Source organism: Tardiphaga sp. 20_F10_N6_6 (assembly GCF_052076045.1).
Classification (GTDB): domain Bacteria; phylum Pseudomonadota; class Alphaproteobacteria; order Rhizobiales; family Xanthobacteraceae; genus Tardiphaga; species Tardiphaga robiniae.
In genome coordinates, this window is the sequence record NZ_CP197239.1 from 61,757 (window position 1) to 83,150 (window position 21,394).

Annotated in this window: 23 protein-coding genes; 14 read left to right on the plus strand and 9 right to left on the minus strand. The window is 61.8% G+C overall.

The window, feature by feature from the left end:
* Positions 1-66 precede the first annotated feature (66 nt).
* Positions 67-513 carry a c-type cytochrome gene (locus AB7813_RS00170; RefSeq protein ID WP_093761935.1) on the plus strand — a complete coding sequence of 149 codons (447 nt, stop codon included), beginning with the start codon at positions 67-69 and terminating at the stop codon, positions 511-513.
* An 8-nt stretch (positions 514-521) separates the two neighbouring features.
* Here AB7813_RS00170 and AB7813_RS00175 read toward each other — a convergent pair whose 3' ends face one another.
* The 3 genes from AB7813_RS00175 to AB7813_RS00185 all read right to left on the minus strand — a co-directional run bounded on the left by AB7813_RS00175 (position 522) and on the right by AB7813_RS00185 (position 1,644).
* Positions 522-875 carry a type II toxin-antitoxin system PemK/MazF family toxin gene (locus AB7813_RS00175; RefSeq protein WP_092147657.1) on the minus strand — a complete coding sequence of 118 codons (354 nt, stop codon included), beginning with the start codon at positions 873-875 and terminating at the stop codon, positions 522-524.
* Positions 862-1,077, minus strand: coding sequence for a type II toxin-antitoxin system PrlF family antitoxin (locus AB7813_RS00180; RefSeq protein ID WP_089266946.1), 216 nt, complete (start codon positions 1,075-1,077; stop codon positions 862-864). Before AB7813_RS00180 ends, AB7813_RS00175 begins: the two co-directional genes overlap by 14 nt.
* Before the next feature lie 144 nt (positions 1,078-1,221).
* The gene (locus tag AB7813_RS00185; protein WP_089266947.1) at positions 1,222-1,644 is read right to left on the minus strand and encodes a CHRD domain-containing protein; all 423 of its coding nucleotides are present in this window, start codon (positions 1,642-1,644) and stop codon (positions 1,222-1,224) included.
* Positions 1,645-1,808: 164 nt separating this feature from the next.
* Between AB7813_RS00185 and AB7813_RS00190 the strand changes: the two genes are divergently transcribed.
* The 3 genes from AB7813_RS00190 (at position 1,809) to AB7813_RS00200 (ending at position 5,567) form a co-directional block, all read left to right on the plus strand.
* Positions 1,809-2,729 carry a c-type cytochrome gene (locus tag AB7813_RS00190; RefSeq protein WP_441227848.1) on the plus strand — a complete coding sequence of 307 codons (921 nt, stop codon included), beginning with the start codon at positions 1,809-1,811 and terminating at the stop codon, positions 2,727-2,729.
* Positions 2,730-2,886: 157 nt separating this feature from the next.
* Positions 2,887-3,861 carry a DMT family transporter gene (locus AB7813_RS00195; RefSeq protein WP_441227849.1) on the plus strand — a complete coding sequence of 325 codons (975 nt, stop codon included), beginning with the start codon at positions 2,887-2,889 and terminating at the stop codon, positions 3,859-3,861.
* A gap of 275 nt (positions 3,862-4,136) precedes the next feature.
* Complete coding sequence (locus tag AB7813_RS00200; RefSeq protein ID WP_068738114.1) at positions 4,137-5,567, plus strand: aldehyde dehydrogenase family protein; 1,431 nt, start codon at positions 4,137-4,139, stop codon at positions 5,565-5,567.
* Positions 5,568-5,766: 199 nt separating this feature from the next.
* Here the strand turns inward: AB7813_RS00200 and AB7813_RS00205 are convergent, their stop codons facing one another.
* Positions 5,767-6,726 (minus strand): SMP-30/gluconolactonase/LRE family protein, encoded by a 960-nt coding sequence (locus tag AB7813_RS00205; RefSeq protein ID WP_441227850.1) that lies wholly within the window; start codon positions 6,724-6,726, stop codon positions 5,767-5,769.
* Positions 6,727-6,872: 146 nt separating this feature from the next.
* Between AB7813_RS00205 and AB7813_RS00210 the strand changes: the two genes are divergently transcribed.
* The gene (locus tag AB7813_RS00210) at positions 6,873-7,688 is read left to right on the plus strand and encodes an NAD-dependent epimerase/dehydratase family protein (protein WP_441227851.1); all 816 of its coding nucleotides are present in this window, start codon (positions 6,873-6,875) and stop codon (positions 7,686-7,688) included.
* Positions 7,689-7,776: 88 nt separating this feature from the next.
* Positions 7,777-9,483: an IlvD/Edd family dehydratase gene (locus tag AB7813_RS00215; protein ID WP_441227852.1), complete on the plus strand. Its 1,707-nt coding sequence runs from the start codon at positions 7,777-7,779 to the stop codon at positions 9,481-9,483.
* Between the two features lie 2 nt (positions 9,484-9,485).
* Here the strand turns inward: AB7813_RS00215 and AB7813_RS00220 are convergent, their stop codons facing one another.
* A complete protein-coding gene (locus AB7813_RS00220) occupies positions 9,486-10,397 on the minus strand; it encodes a ribokinase (RefSeq protein ID WP_441227853.1) in 912 nt (303 codons plus the stop codon).
* Between the two features lie 5 nt (positions 10,398-10,402).
* The gene (locus AB7813_RS00225) at positions 10,403-11,296 is read right to left on the minus strand and encodes a sugar kinase (RefSeq protein WP_089266953.1); all 894 of its coding nucleotides are present in this window, start codon (positions 11,294-11,296) and stop codon (positions 10,403-10,405) included.
* 204 nt (positions 11,297-11,500) lie between these two features.
* Between AB7813_RS00225 and AB7813_RS00230 the strand changes: the two genes are divergently transcribed.
* On the plus strand, positions 11,501-12,346 hold the full coding sequence (locus tag AB7813_RS00230) for a VOC family protein (RefSeq protein WP_439057888.1): 846 nt from the start codon (positions 11,501-11,503) through the stop codon (positions 12,344-12,346).
* Positions 12,347-12,352: 6 nt separating this feature from the next.
* Here the strand turns inward: AB7813_RS00230 and AB7813_RS00235 are convergent, their stop codons facing one another.
* From AB7813_RS00235 to AB7813_RS00245, 3 genes are all read right to left on the minus strand, one after another.
* A complete protein-coding gene (locus AB7813_RS00235) occupies positions 12,353-12,664 on the minus strand; it encodes a HigA family addiction module antitoxin (RefSeq protein ID WP_089266955.1) in 312 nt (103 codons plus the stop codon).
* Between the two features lie 34 nt (positions 12,665-12,698).
* Positions 12,699-12,974, minus strand: a complete 276-nt coding sequence (locus AB7813_RS00240) for a type II toxin-antitoxin system RelE/ParE family toxin (RefSeq protein WP_231077406.1) — start codon at positions 12,972-12,974, stop codon at positions 12,699-12,701.
* A gap of 87 nt (positions 12,975-13,061) precedes the next feature.
* Positions 13,062-13,823, minus strand: coding sequence for a sulfite exporter TauE/SafE family protein (locus AB7813_RS00245; protein ID WP_120291166.1), 762 nt, complete (start codon positions 13,821-13,823; stop codon positions 13,062-13,064).
* Between the two features lie 231 nt (positions 13,824-14,054).
* Between AB7813_RS00245 and AB7813_RS00250 the strand changes: the two genes are divergently transcribed.
* The 7 genes from AB7813_RS00250 (at position 14,055) to AB7813_RS00280 (ending at position 21,394) form a co-directional block, all read left to right on the plus strand.
* Positions 14,055-14,714 carry a TetR/AcrR family transcriptional regulator gene (locus AB7813_RS00250; protein ID WP_309949136.1) on the plus strand — a complete coding sequence of 220 codons (660 nt, stop codon included), beginning with the start codon at positions 14,055-14,057 and terminating at the stop codon, positions 14,712-14,714.
* A 194-nt stretch (positions 14,715-14,908) separates the two neighbouring features.
* On the plus strand, positions 14,909-15,640 hold the full coding sequence (locus tag AB7813_RS00255) for an ABC transporter permease (protein WP_246297556.1): 732 nt from the start codon (positions 14,909-14,911) through the stop codon (positions 15,638-15,640).
* A 73-nt stretch (positions 15,641-15,713) separates the two neighbouring features.
* The gene (locus tag AB7813_RS00260) at positions 15,714-16,706 is read left to right on the plus strand and encodes an ABC transporter substrate-binding protein (RefSeq protein WP_441227854.1); all 993 of its coding nucleotides are present in this window, start codon (positions 15,714-15,716) and stop codon (positions 16,704-16,706) included.
* Between the two features lie 50 nt (positions 16,707-16,756).
* Positions 16,757-17,608 carry an ABC transporter ATP-binding protein gene (locus tag AB7813_RS00265; protein ID WP_441227855.1) on the plus strand — a complete coding sequence of 284 codons (852 nt, stop codon included), beginning with the start codon at positions 16,757-16,759 and terminating at the stop codon, positions 17,606-17,608.
* Between the two features lie 11 nt (positions 17,609-17,619).
* The gene (locus AB7813_RS00270) at positions 17,620-19,032 is read left to right on the plus strand and encodes a hypothetical protein (RefSeq protein WP_441228964.1); all 1,413 of its coding nucleotides are present in this window, start codon (positions 17,620-17,622) and stop codon (positions 19,030-19,032) included.
* 2 nt (positions 19,033-19,034) lie between these two features.
* Entirely contained in the window at positions 19,035-20,186 is a 1,152-nt protein-coding gene (locus tag AB7813_RS00275; RefSeq protein ID WP_089266960.1) for a Gfo/Idh/MocA family protein, read from the plus strand.
* 8 nt (positions 20,187-20,194) lie between these two features.
* On the plus strand, positions 20,195-21,394 hold the full coding sequence (locus tag AB7813_RS00280) for a dihydrodipicolinate synthase family protein (RefSeq protein ID WP_441227856.1): 1,200 nt from the start codon (positions 20,195-20,197) through the stop codon (positions 21,392-21,394).

Consider the following 21,394-nt stretch of genomic DNA (forward strand, 5'->3'; position numbering starts at 1 on the left):
GGCGGCGGGGTTCATCTACATGTTGCGAACTAGTCCTAATTGAATTCCAAACAGGGGTATTGGTTGATGAAACGTGCGCTTCTCGTTGTCGGAGCTTTGCTGTTGGGTGTGGGGGCGGTCTCGGCCCAGCAAGAGATCGTCAAGGAACGCCAGACGCTGATGAAGTCCAATGGTCGCGCTCTTGGCGGCACGCTCAGCGCGATGGCCAAGGGCGACAAGCCCTATGATCAGGCCGCGGTCGAGGCCGCGCTGACCGTGCTGGACGAAACCGCCAAGAAGCTGCCGACACTGTTTCCGGACAGCACCAAGGGTCTGAAGGCCGAGGGTGACTATTCGACGTCGCCGAAGGTCTGGGAAGACAAGGCCGGTTTCGATGCCCACATCGTCACCTTCGCCAAGGCCGTCACCGACGCCAAGGCCAAGATCAAGGATCTCGACAGCCTCAAGGCGAATGTCGGCGGCATCGGCAAGGCATGCGGTGGCTGTCACGAGACGTTCAGGCTCAAGATCTGAGTCAGACCTCAGTCGGCAGAGCTATTTACGGACAAGATTGTCTGAAGTTGGTGCATGACATTTCGAAGCGCAGGCTTGGCGATCTTGCCGATGCGGTCAGCGTGCCGAACCTCAATGGTCGCGATCTTGAACGGGCGAACGACTGATGCGACGGGGAGGCCGCTACGCTCGTGGTTCGGGATGGGTACATCGCCGAGCCATGGCCTGTTCTCTGCGGATGTAATCATGACGACCCAGAGCAACGCGCTGGCTTCTCCTATCGGGCCGGAAGACACGACCAAAGCGGGGCGACGTTGCCTCGTGTCCTTATCTGTATAAGGAAATGGGACGCGGATGATATCGCCTTGCTCAAAGTCGGCCATAGGCCTTCCGGTCAGCGGCGCTATCCCATTCGTCGAATGTCGCGAAGGGGTCTTCGGGTTTGCTCTGCTCGGCACGCGTAAGGACGACTCGGCCTTCTTCGATGGCATAGGCGATCTCGTCGCCTTCCTTCAGCCCAAGCGCCGCGCGCACGGGTTGGGGGATCGTCGTCTGAGCCTTGCTGGTCATCTTGCTGGTGATCATCGAGCATCCTCAGATTACAATGTAAGGAAAGTCCTTACATTGTTCAAGTGGATGTCTTGCTCCGGAAATGAGATGTTTCCCGACAGCACCAGGGCGAGTGCTGTAGCACTCGCCCTCGTGTCCAAGCCATGTTCGGCACGAATGTTACTTCGTCACCTGTCCGCGGATCTCGCCGCCTTTGTTGGCCTCAGTGTGGATGTTGACATAGTACTTGCCGGCCAACAGGTCGGCGGCCTGTGCGTCGGTCAGCGTGGCGCTGCCTTCGGAGCCGGATGTGGCTGGTGTGATCGGTACGGCCACTCCGGCATTCTTGCCGGCTTCGGCGGGGCCGTGGAAATGCGCCATGGTCGCAGGACCCGTGAGGCCGGAATAGGTCAGCTTCCAGGTCAGCTTCTTGGTAGCGGGATCGAAGTCGATATCGGCGGTGCCCTTGCCGGCGCTGGTATTGGCGGGCACTTCGGAAGCGCTGTCGAGGGTCGCCTTCATCTTGTCGGCGGAAGCGGGGCCGGCTAGGGCGATGCTGGCGCCGAGTGCGAGGGACGCGAGCATGATCGAACGAGGTGACATGGTTTTCTCCCTGATGATGGTGAGGTCGTCATGGCTGGAAACATCCGAGACGCTAATTCATTCCCCCGGGAGCCTAAGGGATGGATCACGGTTTCGTTCCGGCAGCGGCTGTTCAAGGCGATGCGCCCGTTGATGTTTGACCCGGATACCGATTGGACATGCACGTGCTGAAACGGCTTTTCATTCTCGCATTCGTCGCGGCTGTCATCGGCCTCGGCGTGTTCTGGTGGCTGACGATTCCCGTAACGGTGGCTGCGAGCACGCTCCCGCCGCACACGCCCAATCCCGGCAAAGGCGCAGTGGTCTTCAATGCCGGTGGCTGCTCGTCATGCCATGCGACGCCGGCGCAGCAGGATCGGCTCAAGCTCGGGGGCGGGCTCCCGCTGACATCGCCGTTCGGTACGTTCTATGTGCCCAACATCTCGCCCGATCCCACGGCCGGTATCGGCCGCTGGAGCGAGGCTGATTTTGTGACGGCGCTGCTGAAGGGCACGTCGCCGAACGGCTCGCATTACTTTCCGGCTTTTCCCTACACGTCCTACCAGCAGATGAAGGTGGAGGATATCAGGGACCTGTTCGCTTTTCTGAAGACGCTGCCACCGGTGGCCAGCAAGGCGCCGGATCATGCCGTGCCGTTCCCGTTCAACATTCGCCGCAATCTCGGCGTCTGGAAATTCCTGTTTCTCGACGGCAAGCCCTTCGTGGCGGATGCGTCGAAGTCACCGCAGTGGAATCGCGGCAGCTATCTGGTCAATGCGCTGGGCCACTGCGCCGAGTGCCACAGCCCGCGCAATGCATTGGGCGGCATCGTGACGGCACAGCGCTTTGCCGGCGGTCCGAACCCCGACGGCGAGGGTTGGGTGCCCAACATCACCCAGAAGCGTCTCGGTGACTGGAGCGAAAAGGACATCGCGTATTTCCTGGAGACCGGGCAGACGCCGGACGGCGACACTGCCGGTGGCTCCATGGCCCGCGTGATCCGCAATACCTCCCAGTTGAGCGCAGACGACCGCTCGGCGATGGCGCTCTATCTGAAGTCGCTCCCTGCGGTGGAGGGGCCCATCAGACCCGCCAAAAAGGGCTAAAACCGCCCGCGCAAGGTTGGGTTGTGGCGAGGTGCAGCCCTGCATGGAAACCCGCCAAGCCATGTCGCATCGGCGGTTTTCGTGAGGAGGCTCACGTGATTGTGTGCTGCAACATGAACGCCCCCGCGATTCCCCTGATCTCCATTTCCCCGAACTCATGAACATCTTCAAAGCCGTGTCGCTGAAGATTGCGAGCACCATGGCGTTTGCCATCATGGGCGCGCAGGGTCGCTATCTCGGCAGCGAAGTGCCGCTCGGCGAGATCGTGTTCGCCCGCGGGTTGTTTGCGCTGATCCCGATCGTGCTGTTTTTCGGCTGGCGCGGCCAATTGCGCGGCGCGCTGCGTACCAACCGTGTCTCCGCGCATCTGGTGCGCGGTTCGTTCAGCGTGATCGGCACCTTCTGCACCTTCGGCGCGCTGGCGCGGCTGCCGATCGCGGATGTGACCGCCATTGCCTTCATCGCGCCGCTGATCACCGTGGTGTTCGCCGCGATCTTCCTGAAAGAGCAGGTCCATGCCTATCGCTGGTCGGCGGTGGCGATTGGCTTTTCCGGCGTGATCCTGATGCTGTCGCCGTATTTCCACGACCACGCGGCGCTGACCACGTCGATGATCATCGGTCTGTCGCTGGCGCTGCTCAATGCCTTCTCGTCGGGCGGTGCGACCATCCAGATCCGCCGGCTGACCGCAACGGAGTCCTCATCCGCGATCGTCATCTTCATGACGCTGATCGTGATGGCGGCATCGCTGCTCACGGCGCCATTTGGCTGGCGCTGGCCGACGAATTTCGAACTGGCACTGCTGGTCGGTATCGGCATTTCCGGCGGCCTCGGGCAGATGCTGTTCACCGAGAGCTATCGCTATGCGCCGGCGTCCTTCCTGGCGCCGTTCGACTATACGGCGATGCTGTGGGCCTTCTTGCTCGGCTTCTGGATGTTCGGCGAGGTGCCGACGCCTTACGTGGTCGGCGGCGCGGTGATCGTCGCGGGCGCAGGCATTTTCGTCATCCTGCGTGAGCGCCATCTCGGCCTGAAGCGGCTGCGTGACACACCGATGTCGCCGATTTCCACCATGGCCGATGATGAAGCCGATCCGGATGCGCCTATTGCCGTCCGCGCAAAGTCGCGCTGATTTTTCGGTCAATTTTGTTGCAATGCACACTGCGTTTTGCTGGCAAGTTGCGACATTTCGATTTTAGAACGCGCGCAAATCACGGGGCCTTGCTCCTGCCACGCGGCTGGATTTATATGCATTTGCTGCTTTCACGCGGCATCCCGTGCATGACGGGCTCATGAGGCGAAATGACCGCGCAAGGGTGCTTGCCGGATGTGTCGTTCCTTCCCAGATAGACCCGGCTGCACAGAATTTTCTGACGACAGACGTTCCCGAAATCAAAGAGGTTACCAATGGTCAACCGCCTGCAATTCTACATCGATGGCGCCTGGGTCGATCCCGTCGTCAAGAAGACTACCCCTGTCGTGAATCCGGCGACTGAAGATGCGATGTACGACATTGCGCTGGGCTCCAAGGCCGACGTCGACAAGGCTGTCGCCGCTGCCAAGCGCGCTTTCGAGACGTTCTCCCAGACCACCCGTGAAGAGCGCATCGCGCTGCTCGAAAAGATCATCGCGGTCTACAAGACCCGCATGTCGGATATCGGTGCGTCGGTCTCCGACGAAATGGGCGCTCCGCTGCCGATGGCCGAGAAGCTGCAGGCCGGTGCCGGCCTCGGTCACCTCGTCGCCACGCTCGACGTGCTGAAGACCTACAAGTTCGACGAGGCGCACAACGCCGCCATGATCACGAAGGAGCCGATTGGCGTCGTCGGCATGATCACCCCGTGGAATTGGCCGCTGAACCAGATCGCCTGCAAGGTCGCGCCCGCGCTCGCCGCCGGCTGCACCATGCTCTTGAAGCCGTCGGAATACACCCCGACCTCAGCGCTGATCTTCGCGGAAATCCTCCATGAAGCCGGCGTGCCGAAGGGCGTGTTTAACCTCGTGAATGGCTTGGGCCCCGACGTCGGCGTCGCCATGAGCGAACATCCCGACATCGACATGATCTCCTTCACCGGTTCGACCCGCGCCGGCATCGACGTTGCCAAGCGCGCCGCGAACACCGTGAAACGCGTCAGCCAGGAACTCGGCGGCAAGTCGCCGAACGTGATCCTCGATGGCGCCGACTTCGTGAAGGCCGTCACCGGCGGCGTCGCGCACATGTTCAACAACTCCGGACAGTCGTGCAACGCGCCGAGCCGCATGATCGTGCCGCAGGCGAAGATGAAGGAAATTGCCGCCATCGCGAAGGCCCAGGCGGACAAGACCAAGGCCGGCGATCCGCGCGCTGATGGCACCGTCATCGGTCCGGTGGTCAATCGCGGCCAGTGGGACAAGATCCAGGGCCTGATCCAGAAGGGCATCGAGGAAGGCGCCACGCTGGTCGCCGGTGGCCCCGGCCTGCCGGAAGGCGTCAACAAGGGCTTCTATGTGCGTCCGACGATCTTCGCCGACGTCACCGAGAACATGACCATCGCGCGCGAGGAAATCTTCGGGCCGGTGCTTGTGATCATGGGGTCCAAGGACGAAGCCGATGCGCTCCGCATCGCCAATGACACCCCGTACGGCCTCGCTGGCTACGTCTCGGCTGACACGGTCGAGAACGCCCGCAAGTTCGGCCGTCGCATCCGCGCGGGCAACGTCAACCTGCAGGGCGCGCCGAACGACCGCACTGCGCCGTTCGGCGGCTACAAGCAGTCCGGCAACGGCCGCGAATGGGGCAAGCATGGTCTCGAGGACTTCCTCGAGGTCAAGGCAATCGCCGGCTACACCGCGGCGTAAGACCGCGTCGTTGAAGCGCAAGCTTCGTGACTGAAAACGCCGGCATGGAGCCATCCATGCCGGCGTTTTTGTTTCTACGATGGTCTCTCCGCCGTCATTGCGAGGAGCGAAGCGACGCGGCAATCCAGAAGGCCACAAGCGTGGAAAGACTGGATTGCTTCGCTACGCTCGCAATGACGTTGAGAGGGCGGTGTACCCGTCAGCCCCCCAACGCCCCCTGCGTGTTGACATACACCGCATAGATCGACTGGCTCGATGCCATGAACAGCCGGTTGCGTTTCACGCCGCCGAAACAGACATTGGCACAGCGCTCGGGCAGCGCGATGCGGCCGATCTGTTCGCCGTCGGGCGCGAAGATGAAGACACCGTCGAGCTCCGGCTTGCCCATGCCCCAGCCGCACCACAGATTGCCGTCGATATCGCAGCGCATGCCGTCGGGCGTGCCCGGGCCCGCATCGATCAGTACGCGCTTGTTCTTCAACGTCTTGCCCTCGGCGGCAACGTCGTAGGCGAGAATCTTGCGGCTCGGTATGCCGCGGGATTCCACGACATAGAGCAGCTTCTCGTCGGGCGAAAAACACAGTCCGTTCGGGCCGAGCACGTCATCAGCGACGATGGTGGACGTCAACGTATCGCCATCGATGCGATAGATATTCTGCCCGATCTCGGATGGCGCCTTGTTGCCCTCATAATCACTCATCAATCCGAAGGGTGGATCCGTGAACCAGATCGAGCCGTCGGACTTCACCACGACGTCATTCGGCGAGTTCAGCTTCTTGCCTTCGAAATTATCCATCAGCACCGTGATGGAGCCGTCATATTCGGTGCGTGTGATCCGGCGCCCGTGTTCGCAGGTGATCAGGCGCCCCTGGCGATCCCGCGTGTTGCCATTGCCGTAATTCGACGGTCTGCGGAAATCGCTGATCGCGCCGGTTTCCTCTTCCCATTTGATAATGCGGTTGTTGGGAATATCTGAACACAACAGATAGCGGCCGTCACCGAACCATACCGGTCCTTCGGCCCAGCGCATGCCGGTGGCGATGCGTTCAATGGCGCCGAGCTTGATCCAGTATTTTTCGAAGCGGGGATCGAGGGCGTGAATGGCGGGGTCGGGATAATAGGTCGCCGGCTGCCAGCCGCGCGATGATGTGTCGGACATTGGCGTCTCGTTCTCTGTCGTTTCCTCGGATGCGTTTGCTAACATCGGCGAGGGTAGGCGGCAAGCAATGCCGGTTCCACTGCCTTGCCGTTGCGCCTGTACCGCGCCATACTTGTCTGACAACTGACAACATTACGAGGGACGGAATGAAGATCTTGATGACGGGCGCATCTGGCGGAATCGGCACGCGCTTGCGGGAATTGCTCCCGCTGATCTATCCGGACCTCGTGCTGAGCGATCTCACAACGCCGCCAAATCTCAAGCCAAACGAAAATTTCAAGCAGGCCGATCTGGCCGATCTCGCCGCGGTGGAGGCGATCTGCGAGGGCGTGGACGGCATCCTGCATTTCGGCGGCTTCTCGGTGGAGGGTCCGTGGGACACCATCCTGCAGGCCAATATCATCGGCGGTTACAATCTGTTCGAGGCCGCGCGCAAGAAGGGCGTCAAGCGCGTCATCTTCGCGTCGTCCAATCACGCGGTCGGCTTCTATCCACGTCACAGCAAAATCCCGCCGGATGTCACGGCGCGACCGGACAGCCGCTACGGCGTCAGCAAGGTGTTCGGCGAGGCGGTGGGCTCGCTCTACGCCGACAAATATGGACTGTCGGTGACATGTCTGCGCATCGGCAATTTCGGTGACCGTCCGCTGGATCAGCGCCGGCTATCGATCTGGCTGAAGCCGGAGGATCTGGTGCAGCTCTGCCAGATCGGCCTCGAACATCCCGCCATCCATTTCGAGGTGCTGTATGGCGCATCCTATAACGAGCGCGCCTGGTGGGATAACTCCCGCGCCTATGAACTCGGCTATCGCCCGATCGGTAAAGCCGAGGATCACCGCGAACACGCGATGGCGGAACAGGCGAAGATGAAACCCGATCCGGTCGGTGATTTCTATCAGGGTGGCGCATTTTGCAGCGCCGAATTCGCCGGCGATTTCAGCAAGGTGTGGGAGCCGAAATAGGGGCCCAGCCAGTCCGTCCCGCGCATTGACAAGAATTTTGGCGGCTTCATAAGAAGCATTCAAAACAAGCTTGGAATGGGAACGCGACATGGCCGACGGATTGCGCAAGGGGCTGACCAGTTACGGCGACGCGGGCTTTTCACTGTTCCTGCGCAAGGCCTTCATCAAGGCCATGGGCTACTCCGACGATGCGCTGGACCGGCCCATCGTCGGCATTACCAACACCCATAGCGATTACAATCCCTGCCACGGCAATTCGCCCCAGATCATCGAGGCGGTGAAGCGCGGCGTGATGCTGGCCGGCGCGCTGCCGATGGTGTTTCCGACCATCTCGATCGGCGAAAGCTTCGCTCATCCGACCTCGATGTATCTGCGCAATCTGATGGCGATGGATACCGAGGAGATGATCAAGGCGCAGCCGATGGATGCGGTGGTGGTGATCGGCGGCTGTGACAAGACGCTGCCCGCGCAGATCATGGCGGCGCTGTCCGTGGATCTGCCGACGGTGGTGATCCCGGTTGGCCCCATGGTGGTCGGCCACCACAAGGGCGAGGTGCTCGGCGCCTGCACCGACTGCCGACGTATGTGGGGTAAATTCCGCGCCGGCGAGATCGACCAGCAGGAAATCGACGACGTGAATGCGCGCCTCGCGCCGTCGGTCGGCACCTGCATGGTGATGGGCACGGCCTCGACCATGGCCTGCATCACCGAAGCCATGGGCCTGTCGTTGCCGATGAGCGCGACAATCCCGGCGCCCCATGCCGAGCGCTTCCGGTCCGCCGAAGCCAGCGGCAAGGTTGCCGCGACGCTCGCCAAGAACAAGGGGCCGAAGCCGAGTGAATTTCTGACGCCGGGTTCGTTCCGCAATGCCCAGGTGGTGCTGCAGGCGATCGGCGGCTCGACCAACGGCCTCATTCATCTCACCGCGATGGCCAACCGCACGCCGAACCGGATCGATCTCGCCGCTTTCGACGAGCTTGGCCGCGACGTGCCGGTGCTGGTCGATCTGAAGCCGTCAGGCGATCACTATATGGAGCACTTCCATCACGCGGGCGGCGTGCCCAAGCTGATGGCGCAGCTCGGCGATCTCATCGATCTCGACGCGAAATCCGTCACCGGCGAGACATTGCGCGAGATCGTGGCGAATGCCGAAGAGGTGCCGGGCCAAGACGTGATCCGCTCGAAGGACAACCCGATCAAGCGGGAAGGCGGACTGGCGATCCTGCACGGTAATCTGGCGCCGCGCAGCGCGGTCATCAAGCATTCTGCCGCGTCGCCGAAGCTGATGCAGCACACCGGCCGTGCCGTGGTGTTCGAATCCGTCGAGGACATGACGAACCGCGTCGATAGTCCCGATCTCGATGTGACTGCGGATGACGTGCTGGTGCTGCGCAACGCCGGCCCGAAGGGCGCACCGGGCATGCCGGAGGCGGGCTATCTGCCGATCCCCATGAAGCTGGCGCGTGCCGGCGTGAAGGACATGGTGCGTATTTCAGACGCGCGCATGAGCGGTACAGCCTTCGGCACCATTGTGCTGCACATCACGCCGGAGAGTGCCGTGGGTGGCCCGCTGGCGCTTGTGAAGAACGGCGACATGATCCGTCTGGATGTGGCGAAACGGTCGATCGATCTGTTGGTCGACGATGCCGAGCTTGCGAAGCGCCAGGCTGCGCTCCCGCCAGCGAAGACGCCGGACTGGGCGAAGCGCGGCTATGCGCATCTGTTTCACACCACGATCCTGCAGGCCGATGACGGCTGCGATTTCGACTTCATGACGGCGAAGGGGAAGGGCTGACGCTAGCCGGCAGCCGCCGACACCTCTTTCGCTGTCGGCATCGACGGCCCGGCGCCCATCCGCTGTACGCAAAGCGAGGCGGCGACATTAGCATAGCCGATGGCGCTCTGCAGTGAATGTCCATCCGCAAGGTTTGCGGCAACAGCCCCCACGAAACAGTCGCCGGCACCGGTGGTGTCAATGGCCTTCACGATGCGGGCGGCTTCGAGGTGGACCCGGCCATCGATCAGCGCGATCGCGCCGCGCTTGCCCAGCGTGATGCAGATGTTCGGCCGATGATCGGTTTGCAATGTCGATGCGGCGGCGATGAAGCGCGCATCGGGATCGGTGTCGTGCAGTTCGAGACTTGCAAGCAGGCCGAGTTCGCTTTCATTGAGGATCAGAATATCCACCAGAGCCATCAGCTCACGGTCAATCGGCATCGCCGGTGCCGGATTGAGAATCGTCGTTGCACCGGATGCGCGCGCCCGCGTGAAGAAGGCCGTGATGGCCGGCAGCGGAATCTCGAATTGGCTGACGGCAACGTCGCCCTGCCGGAGTGCGGGCGCGGCGACATCGGCCGCACTCACCAGCGCATTGGCGCCGGGAACGACAACTATGGTGTTCTCAGCTTTCGCAACGGTGATGATCGCTGTTCCCGTGCCGGCGCCAGCGACCTCACGCACGTAAGCGAGATCGACGCCCTGCATGGCCAGAAATGCCCTGGTGTCGCGGCCAAAGGCATCCGCGCCGGTACAGCCGATCAGCATGGTCGCTGCACCAAGTTTCGCCGCAACAACGGCCTGATTGGCGCCCTTGCCACCGGGAAAATACAACACTTCGCGGCCTGCTACAGTCTCACCGATTGCCGGATGGCGGTCGGCTGTCGCGACCACGTCCATATTGATGCTGCCGGCGACGACAACCTGGCCCATGGTTGTCACACCTGCGCCCGATATTCCTCACGCACCGCCGCGATATCCGACAATGTCGGCAGTCCCGCTTCATTGCCCAGCCGCTGGATCTTGAAGGTCGATGCGGCACGCGCGAATTTGAAATGCTCGGCCCAGCTATGGCCGGGATTGGCGAGATATGAATAGACGTAAGCACCGTGGAAAACATCGCCGGCGCCATTGGTATCGATCACCTTCTCGCGCGGGATCGGCAGCGCGGGCAGCGTGTGCACTGTGCCGGCCTCGTCATACCAGAGCAGGCCCTTCTCGCCGAGCGTGACGCCGCCGACGCGGCAGCCGCGGCTCTTGAGATAGTCGAGCATCTTCTCCGGCGTCAGGTCCATCTGCTCGCACAGACGTTCGGCGACGATGGCGACGTCGATGAACTCAAGCAACTCATGGGTGTTGGTGCGCAATCCGCCGCCGTCGAGTGAGGTGAGGATGCCGGCCTCGCGGCAGAGCTTCGCGTAGTGGATCGCGGCATCGGGCTGATGGCCGTCGATATGCAGCGCGCGACAGGCGCCGAGATTGAGCAGCGGGAAGGGATGGATGTGTTCGTCGTCACGGCAGCGGACGATGGCACGCTTGCCGTCTTTCGGCATGATGAAGGACAGCGACGAACTCGCCACTTTGCGCGGATGGACCTCGATGGCATATTTCGCCGACATGTCCATGAACATGCGGCCGAGCCAGTCATTGGCGACGGTGGCGATGAGATCGGGCACAATGCCCAGCTTGGCGCAGCAGAAGGCCGCTGTCACCGCATTGCCGCCGAACGACACGGCATAGTCGGAGGCGACATGCTTCTCGTCGCCGGTCGGCATATGGTCGGTGATGAACGTGACGTCGATATAGGTCTGTCCGATAAAGAGTGCCTTCATGAATCCGTCCGTCTCGCCTGAGGGATGGCTGCACCCGTCCGGAGACGGCGCATCAGTCAGCTTAACAGCGGTTGCGACGAGGTCACCACCGAAATTGTGCGATGCCGCAGGATGCCGCAGCCGGGTGGACTCGGTTTTCAGCATTGCAGCTCGAAAACTGGCATAGTTCGATCACAACAACGCCACGAAGACGGGAGGGATGCGATGATCACCGGGCTGGATCACGTCGTCATTTTGCTGGAGGACCTGGAGGTGGGGATCGCCACCTATCAGACCCTGTTCGCCCGCGCGCCCGCCTGGCGCAGCACCAGCGACGGTGCGGCCATGGCGATCTTCACGGTGGCCAACATGTCGGTCGAGCTGATGGCACCTGTCGGTCACGGCCCGGCCGCCGATCGCATCAGGGCCGTGCTGCCGGAGCAGGGTGCGACGCTGGCCAGCATCTGTTTCCGGACTGGCGATATCGCTGGGATGCATCGCCGGCTCGATCGCCTGGCGCTGAAGCCTGATCCCATCGCCGAGGTCGAGAGCAGGGATACCGAGACCGGCGCCACACTCTCCTGGAAGCGTACCCGTGCGGCGACGGACGCGACGCGCGGCGTCCGGCAATTCTTTCTCGAACTGTCCGACGAGCGTCCGGTGTCGCCCCCGGTGGGCGATGCGCCGTTCCTTGGCCTCGACCATATCGTTGTTGCCACGCAGGATCCGGAGCGCGCCGCTGCGCTCTATGGCGCGCGACTGGGCCTCGACATGGCACTGGATCGCTCCAATCCGGAGTGGGGCCATCTGATGTTCTTCCGCTGCGGCGATCTGATCGTCGAGGTCGTGCATCGCCCCGACGACAAGGCCGACAAGAATCGCGACAAGCTCTGGGGCATGACCTGGCGCGTCGCTGACGCGGATGCCGTCCGCGAGCGCTTGCTCGCCGCGCATGTCAACGTGTCGGAGGTGCGTAGTGGCCGCAAGCCGGGCACCCGTGTTGTCAGCCTCCGCGATGGCACCTGCGGAATTCCGACGCTGCTGATCGAGCGGACGGGGAAGGATGTGTGAGCGCCATCAAGCGACCTTCAGCGTCTCGATCCCGCTGACGTCGACAGTCTGTTCGGCGTGCCATGTGTCATAGGCTGCCTGCATCCGCACCCAGATGCCAGCACCGTTGCCAAACAATTTGCCGATCCGGACCGCGACCTCGGGTGAGATTGGTTTCTTCTCTTCGAGGATGTCGTGCAGATGCTGGCGGGAAATGCCGAGCAGGCGGGCGATCTCGGTCTTGGATCGCTTGACGGCGGGGATCACGTCTTCGCGCAGCACGGCGCCTGGATGGGTCGGGCAGCGGGACGCGCTGCGCTTGGCATTTTGCTCAACCATCGTGGCTCTCCTTGATCCCCGGCGCGAAGCGCCCTTAGTGATACTGCTCGAAGTCGACACGAAGCGCATCGCCGGCCTCGAATTCGAATGTGATGCACCATGGTCCGTTGACGTGAACGGAATAACGCTCTGGTTTGCCGCGCAGTGGATGGAAGTTGAAGCCGGGCAGGCCCATCTCGGCCGGCAAGGTTGCGACGTCCAGCATGTCGAGCCGGCGGAGAATGCGGCCATGCATTTTTTTGTCAATCTTGGCTGACGTCTTCCTGCTCCAGAGCTCGTTCAGACCGGGATGTATGAAGGATCTGATCACAGGCGCCTCGACGGCTACGGATCGACTGCCCGAACTGTAAGCTATTAGCTTACAGTTCGTCAAGTGGTTTTCTGCAGGTCGGGCGAACTACCGCCACAACATCGAACAACCCTGCCATAGCAGCACCAGCGAGATCACCAGCAGCAGCGCATAGGCGATGTTGTAGAACAGATTGGTGGGCGTGTGCTTCACGAGCCAGATGCCCATGAAGTTCGCAATGATGGCCATCGGCAGCAGTGCAAGCGATGTCGCGAAATTGCCGGCGTGGAATTGGCCGAGCGCGAAATAGGGCACGATCTTCAGCGCGTTGACCACGGCGAAGAAGATCGTCGTGGTCCCGACCAGCACCAGCTTCGGCAGCCGCTGCGGCAGCACATAGACCTGGAACGGCGGGCCGCCGGCCTGGGTCATGAAGGATGTGAAGCCCGATACCGCGCCCCAGAATACGCCGCCGGCCGGACCCATGCGGGTCGGTTCGATCCTCGCGCGCTTGCGCCAGACATCGATCACGAAGATGAGGCCGATCAAACCGACGGTGATGCGCACAGCATTGTCGGAAATATAGGAGGCGAGCAGCCACGCCAGCGTCATGCCGGCGACGGCGCCGGGCAGCATGATTTTCAGATTCGAGGCGTCCCACTCGCGGCGATAGACGTAGATCGAGATCAGGTCCTGCGTGATCAGCACCGGCAGCAGCAAGGCAGCCGCTTCCAGCGGTGGCAGATACAGCGCCAGTAGCGGCGTGGCGGCAATGCCGACGCCGGAGAAGCCGCCTTTGGAGAGGCCAAGGAAAATCACCGCCGGAATGGCGACGGCATAGAAGAACGGGTCTGTGATGATGGCAGGCACAAGCAGGTCCGGTTGGGGCAGGGCAGTGATAGCGACGGCACCCGCAAAAGGCGATGCCCGTTTGCGCATATGGCCCAGAACATGCTTTGTTCTCAAGCGGGCAAACGCATGCTACACGCGATAGACGTGCGGCTGTTGCGTCATTCCGCTGAGCGACGGGATCCGGGTTTGGTAAAAACAACTAAAAAAGCGCCGAAGAAAGCATTGAAGTGGCAGCGTGACCCGGAAGGGATGCGTCTGCGCATTCTCGAGGCTGCCAAGAAGGAATTCGCGAGCAAGGGTCTCGCCGGTGCGCGCGTTGATCGCATCGCCGCACAGGCCGGCGCCAACAAACGCATGCTCTACTATCACGTCGGCAACAAGGATGCGCTCTATCTTGCGGTACTCGAAGGTGCCTATGAGCAGATCCGCGCCGAAGAACGCACGCTCGATCTCGAACATCTCGATCCGCCTGAGGCCATCGAGAGCCTGATCGCCTTCACCTGGAACTATTTTATCCGCAACCCGGAATTCCTCGCGCTGCTCAACACCGAGAATCTGGAGCGCGCGAAGCACATCAAGCGCTCCACGAAGGTGAAGTCGATGCATTCGCCCTTCGTGGAGATGATCCGCACGGTGGTTTTGCGCGGCGTCGCGTCAGGCGATTTCAAGGTCGCGATGGATCCGGTGCAGCTCTACATTTCCATCGCCGCGCTGAGCTTTTTCTATATCGGCAACAATGCCACGCTCAGCGTGATTTTCGGCAGGGATCTCCTGGCGAAGGAGGCGAGGGACGAGCGGCTGGCGCATATGGTGGCGCTCGTCCTGGCGGCGCTCACCGGCCGATCCGTGGCCGAATTCCAGCTCCCGCCGGCGACGGTTGTCCACACCTCGGCCCGCCAAAGCGCCTGAAATCATTGTGTAATTTTCGCTAGTTAAGCGGCCAATTGACAACGGTGAAGCCATGCGCTGTATTTATCCAACGAGTTAAATGCGACCGCGAAGCCGGCATCTGGGAGACGAGACGCGTGAGTGAGAAGAAAGCACCCGGCAGTATATCGAAGCTGCTGAACGCCTCATGGCTGCGCCCATTCCTGTTGCTGGTGATGATCGTGGTCGGCTGGGATCTCGCGATCCGCATCTTCAACATTCCCGCCTATCAAATCCCTGCGCCCGGCGACGTCGTGAAGGTGCTCTATACCGACTGGCCCGAACTGCTTGCGCAGTCAGGGCCGACGACTTACGCGACACTGCTCGGCTTCCTTGCATCCGCCGTGTTCGGCATCCCGATTGCCATGCTGATCGCCGGTTCGCGGACCGTCGAAAGCTATGTCTATCCGCTGCTGGTGTTCTCGCAGTCGATTCCCAAAGTCGCCATCGCGCCCTTGTTCGTGGTGTGGTTCGGCTTCGGCATCGTGCCGAAGATCATCGCGGCATTTCTGCTCGGTTTCTTTCCCGTCGTCGTGTCGGCGGTGCAGGGGTTCAAGTCGGTCGATCCCGATATGGTCGATCTCGCCCGCGCCATGAAGGGCAGCCGCTTGCGCGTGTTCTGCGCGGTGAACCTGCCACACGCACTGCCGGCGATCTTCTCCGGTCTCAAGGTGTCCGTCACGCTCGCCGTCGTCGGCGCGGTGGTCGGTGAATTCGTCGGCTCCAATTCCGGCATCGGTTATGTGCTGCAGCGCTCCATCGGCACCTTCGATCTGCCGACGATGTTTGCGGCTCTCGTGATCCTCGCGCTGCTCGGCGTCATTCTGTTCTGGCTGGTCGATCGTATCGAACGCTTTGCGATTCCCTGGCACGTCAGCCAGCGCGCGGATGTTTTCATCGGGTCCTGATCGGGACCTGCAATTCCAAACAAGCGGTCCGGCGAAACGGGCCGCGATCACCTGCTTCAATGGGAGGCTAAAAATGCTGAAATGGGTTACTGCTGTTTCGACTGCTGCGATCACGCTCTCGCTCGCACTCGCCACGCCGGCGGCTGCCGCCGACAAGGTGACGCTGATGCTCAACTGGTATGTCTATGGTGAGCATTCGCCGTTCTATTACGGCAAGGCCAAGGGCATCTATGAAGCCGAAGGCATCGATCTCGACATCCAGGAAGGCCGCGGTTCGGCGGCCACCGTGCAGGCCGTTGCCGCCAAGAGCGTGAACTTCGGCTATGTCGACGTTCCCACCATGATGCGCGCAGCCGTGAAGGGCGCCCCGGTGATCGCCACCGGCGTGCTGCTGCAGACCTCGGCCATGTCGGTGATGGGCTTCGTCGACAAGAACATCAGGAAGCCGGACGACATCAAGGGCAAGACCGTGGCGATCACGCCGGCGGATTCCATGACCCAGATCTGGCCGCTGTTCCTCAAGAAGGCCGGCCTCAAGGAATCCGATTTCAAGACCGTCGCCGGCGACGGACAGACCAAGCTCAACGCCGTCATCAACGGCCAGGCTGATCTGCTGCTCGGCTACGTCATGGACCAGTCCATGAAGATCAAGGATGCCACCGGCAAGGATGTGTATCCGATCAAGTTTGCCGATTACGGCATTCATCTGGTGTCGTCGGGCATCGTCACCAATACCGACTATGCCAAGGCCAATCCGGATCTCGTGAAGCGCTTCATGTCGGCCACCACCAAGGCCGTCGAAGCTGCGTCGAAGGAGCCGAAGGCTGCCGCGCAGTCGATCCTCGATGCCAACCCGAAGGGCGGCAAGATCGAGACCCTGACCCAGGGCTTCGAGCTCACCATCCCGCTCTACACCACGCCGGAAACCAAGGGTAAGCGCCCGTTCCAGGTCACCGATCAGAACATGAAGGAATCGGTGGAGCTGATGGTCGAATACGGCGGTCTGGAAGCCAAGGCCAAGGACAATCCGAAGGCCTTCTACACCAACGAATATCTGCCGAAATAACCGGCCCGGTTATCTCGACCGAACTGACGAAACCAACAGGACTAGCCGTAATGACTGCAGCGATGAGGACCATGAGCGTCGATCAACCGAGTGCGCATCTTCGCGTCGTATCCGAGCAGTCCGCGCCATCGACGGCGTCGGGGATCAATCTCTCCGGCGTCTCCAAGACCTATGGGACCGGCGACGGCCAGGTGCAGTCGCTGCGCCCCCTGGACTTCCACATCAATGACGGTGAGTTCTTCGTCGTGGTCGGACCTTCCGGCTGCGGCAAGTCCACACTGCTCAAACTGATCTCCGGCCTTCTCGCGCCGACATCCGGCGAAATCCACGTCGACGGTAACAAGGTCACCGAACCCCATGGCGATGTCGGCATCGTGTTCCAGAATGCGCTGCTGCTGCCGTGGCGGAACATCATCAACAACGTGTTGATGCCCATCGACATGAAGAACCTGCCGCGCGCGCAGTATATGGACCGCGCCAAGCAGCTTCTGAAGATGGTCGGCCTCGAAGGTTTCGAGAAGAAGTTGCCGTGGCAGCTGTCCGGCGGCATGCAGCAGCGCGCCTCGATCTGCCGCGCGCTCGTGCACGATCCCAAGATCATGATGATGGACGAGCCGTTCGGCGCGCTCGACGCCATGACGCGCGAGAAGATGAATGTCGAGCTGTCGCGCATCCAGCGCACCACCGGCAAGACGATTCTCCTCATCACCCATTCGATCCCGGAAGCGGTGTTCCTTGCCGACAAGGTGTTGGTCATGACCGAGCGCCCCGGCGGCATTGCCGCGATCTATGACGTGCCGCTCGGCCGCGAGCGCACGCTCGATGCGATGTCGAACCCGATCTTCACCGATCTGGTCGCGCGAATCCGCAAGCACTTCATGACCAACAGCACGCTGGACTAGCGCCCATGTCCATGTCGGCACGGATCGCCTTGCGAGACATTACGCTGTTCGAGCGCCACGTGGCATTCGTGCGGCCGTTTCGCTTTGGCGCCGTGACGGTCAATGCCGCGCCGCAGGCTTTCGTGCGGGTTGAGCTGGAGGTCGAAGGCAAGGGCGTGTTCGTTGGCGCCTCGGCCGAGCTGATGGTGCCGAAGTGGTTCGACAAGCGGCCGCATCTGGCCATTGACGACACCGTGAACGAGCTGCGGCAGTCGCTGGTCATCGCGAAAGAGCTCTATCGCGCGCAGTCGGGTTTCATTTCGGCCTTTGGTCTGTATGCGGCCTGCATCGGCGACCAGATGAAGGCCGGCGCCGAACTGGACATTCCACCGCTGGCTGCAAGCTTCGGTCCGGCGGAAATCGACAAGGCTGTGCTCGACGCACTGCTGCGTGGCTTGGGCACGGATTTCTTCACGGGCATGAAGGCCAACGTCGCCGGTCTTACCGCGCGTCTTGCTCCCGATCTCGGCGCCGACGACATCGCGACGTTCCTGGCCAGCCGTCACCGGCTTGAGCGCGTCGCGCTGCGCCACACCGTCGGCCTCGATGATGTGATCGAAGGCGAGGGCGGTGTCGCCGACCCCCTTGAGAATAGCGGCGCACGATACTTCAAGCTCAAGATGAACGGCGATCCCGCGGCAGACGCCGCACGTTTGACCCGGATCGGAAATGCGCTGACGACGCTGCCTTACGATTATCAGGTGACGCTCGACGCCAACGAGCAATATGCCGATCTCAACGCGCTCGGCGCGCTGGTCGATCGCCTCGACAATGACAGCGCACTGGCGCCGATTGCATCCAGGCTACTTTACATCGAGCAGCCGATGCCGCGCGATATCACGCGCGAGTCGCCGCTCGGCCAATTGTCGTCGCGCAATTTCATCATTGATGAGGCTGACGACAATTGGGATGCATTCCCCGCCGCCAAGGCGTTGGGCTATCGCGGCATCTCCTCGAAATCCTGCAAGGGCTTCTACAAGTCGATTGCAAATGCGACCCGTGCTGCCGCGTGGAGCGCGCAGGGTGTCAACCATTTCATCACCGGCGAGGATCTCACCTGCCAGGCCGGGCTTGGCGTGCAGCAGGATCTCGCGCTTGGCGCGCTGATTGGCGTCACCCATGCCGAGCGCAACGGCCATCACTACGTCGATGGTTTCGGTACTGCACCAGCGGAGGAGGCCGAGGCCTTCCTGACGGCGCATGCCGATCTCTACCGCCGCGACGGCGACACCATCCGTCTATCGATTCACGACGGCGATCTCCTCACGGGATCGCTGACCTCTGCCGGATTTGCATCCGGCGCACATCCGGACTGGTCGGCGCTGGCGCCACTCCAGCTCGCTTCATCCGATCATTCTCAAACTAAAGTTCTCCAGGAGTCCTGACTATGGCTGTCCACCGCCTCGGCATCATCATGAACGGCATCACCGGCCGTATGGGTCTCAACCAGCATCTCGTGCGCTCGATCGTCGCGATCCGTGCGCAGGGCGGCGTGACCCTGAAGAACGGCGACCGCATGATGCCGGATCCGATCCTGGTCGGTCGCAATGCCGAGAAGATCGAAGGCCTCGCCAAGAAGTACGGCATCGAGCGCTGGACCACTGATCTCGACAAGGCTTTCGCCGACAAGAACGACAGCATCTTCTTCGACGCGGCGACCACGCAGGCACGCCCGGGCCTGCTCAACCGCGCCATCGAGGCCGGCAAGCACATCTATTGCGAGAAGCCGATCGCGACCAATCTCGAAGCCGCGCTCGACGTCATCAAGAAGGCCAATGCCAAGGGCCTTAAGCACGGTACGGTGCAGGACAAGCTGTTCCTGCCCGGCCTGAAGAAGCTTGCGATGCTCCGTGACTCTGGCTTCTTCGGCAAGATGCTCTCGGTACGCGGCGAGTTCGGCTACTGGGTGTTCGAAGGCGATTGGCAAGAAGCCCAGCGCCCGTCGTGGAACTACCGCGCTGAAGACGGCGGCGGCATGATCCTCGATATGGTCTGCCATTGGCGTTACGTGCTCGACAACCTGTTCGGCGAAGTCGAGAGCCTGACGTGCTTGGGCACCACCGACATCCCGGCGCGCTGGGACGAGCAGGGCAAGAAGTACACGGCCACTGCCGACGACTCTGCCTACGCCACCTTCAAGCTGAAGGGCGGCGTCATCGCCCACATGAACATGTCCTGGGCGACGCGCGTCTATCGCGATGATCTCGTGACCTTCCAGGTCGACGGGACCCACGGTTCGGCCGTGGCCGGTCTCACCGAGTGCATGATCCAGGCCCGTCAGGCGACGCCGCGCCCGATCTGGAATCCCGACGAGAAGCGTACCCACGACTTCTATGCCGACTGGCAGAAGGTTCCAGACAACGCCGTCTATGACAACGGCTTCAAGGAACAGTGGGAAATGTTCATCCGTCACGTCTGCGAGGATGCGCCCTACAAGTACACGCTGCTCGAAGGCGCCAAGGGCGTGCAGCTCGTCGAATGCGCGCTGGAAAGCTGGAAGGAGCGTCGCTGGATCGACGTTCCCACGCTCAAGGTCTGAGGTTCGTCATGAACAAGCCAGTCATGCCCACGTCCACCGGCTCAACGCTGTCGCTGAAACTGCCGAAGGCCGATCGTTCGATCGAGACCTATCGTCTCGCAGCGTCGCGCACGTTTCCGGCCAAGCTGGAAGGCACGCTGAACCGCATCGCTTTCTCGGCGGCACATATCGTTGCCGACCCGCTGGCGGAATGCGATCCGTGGCTCAATCAGACCATCGATTGGGACCGCACCATCGCATTTCGTGAACACGTCTGGGATCTCGGTCTCGGCGTCGCAGAAGCGATGGACACCGCGCAGCGCGGCATGGGTATGGACTGGCCGACCTCGCTCGAACTCATCACGCGCTCCGTCGCGGCGGCGAAGCCGCGTGGTGCGCTGGTGTTCTCCGGCGCCGGTACTGATCACCTTGCGGTGGAAGATGCCAAGTCGATCGACGACGTGATCAAGGCCTATGAACAGCAGTTCGAAGCGATCGAGAAGGTCGGCGGCCGCATCATCCTGATGGCGTCGCGTGCGCTGGCAAAGCTCGGCAAGAGCGCCGAGGATTACGGTCGCGTCTATGACCGTATCCTGTCGCAGTCGGCGCAGCCGGTGATCATCCACTGGCTCGGCGACATGTTCGATCCGGCGCTGGCCAATTACTGGGGTACGCCGAGCCTCGACACCGCGATGGACATTGCCGTCGACGTCATCAACCGTAACGCCGCCAAGGTCGATGGCGTCAAGGTGTCGCTGCTCGATGCACAGCGCGAGATCGATATGCGTCGCCGTCTCAGGCCCGAAGTGAAGATGTATACCGGCGATGATTTCAACTATGCAGAATTGATCGCCGGAGACGATAAGGGCTTCTCCCATGCGCTGCTCGGTATCTTCGATGCCATCGCGCCGGCGGCGTCCTATGCGCTGTCGCGTCTCGCTGCGGGCGACGAGGCCGGCTTCCACGACGTGCTCGGCCCGACAGTGCCGCTGTCGCGTCATATCTTCAAGGCGCCGACGCGGTTCTACAAGACGGGCATCGTGTTCATGGCCTATCTCAACGGCCATCAGGATCACTTCACCATGATCGGCGGGCAGGAGAGTACGCGCTCGACTCAGCATCTCGCCGAACTGTTCCGTCTCGCCGACAAGGGCGGTCTCTTGGCCAATCCCGAACTGGCGACGCAGCGCATGAAGGCGATCATGGCAACACGTGGGATCGAAGCCTGA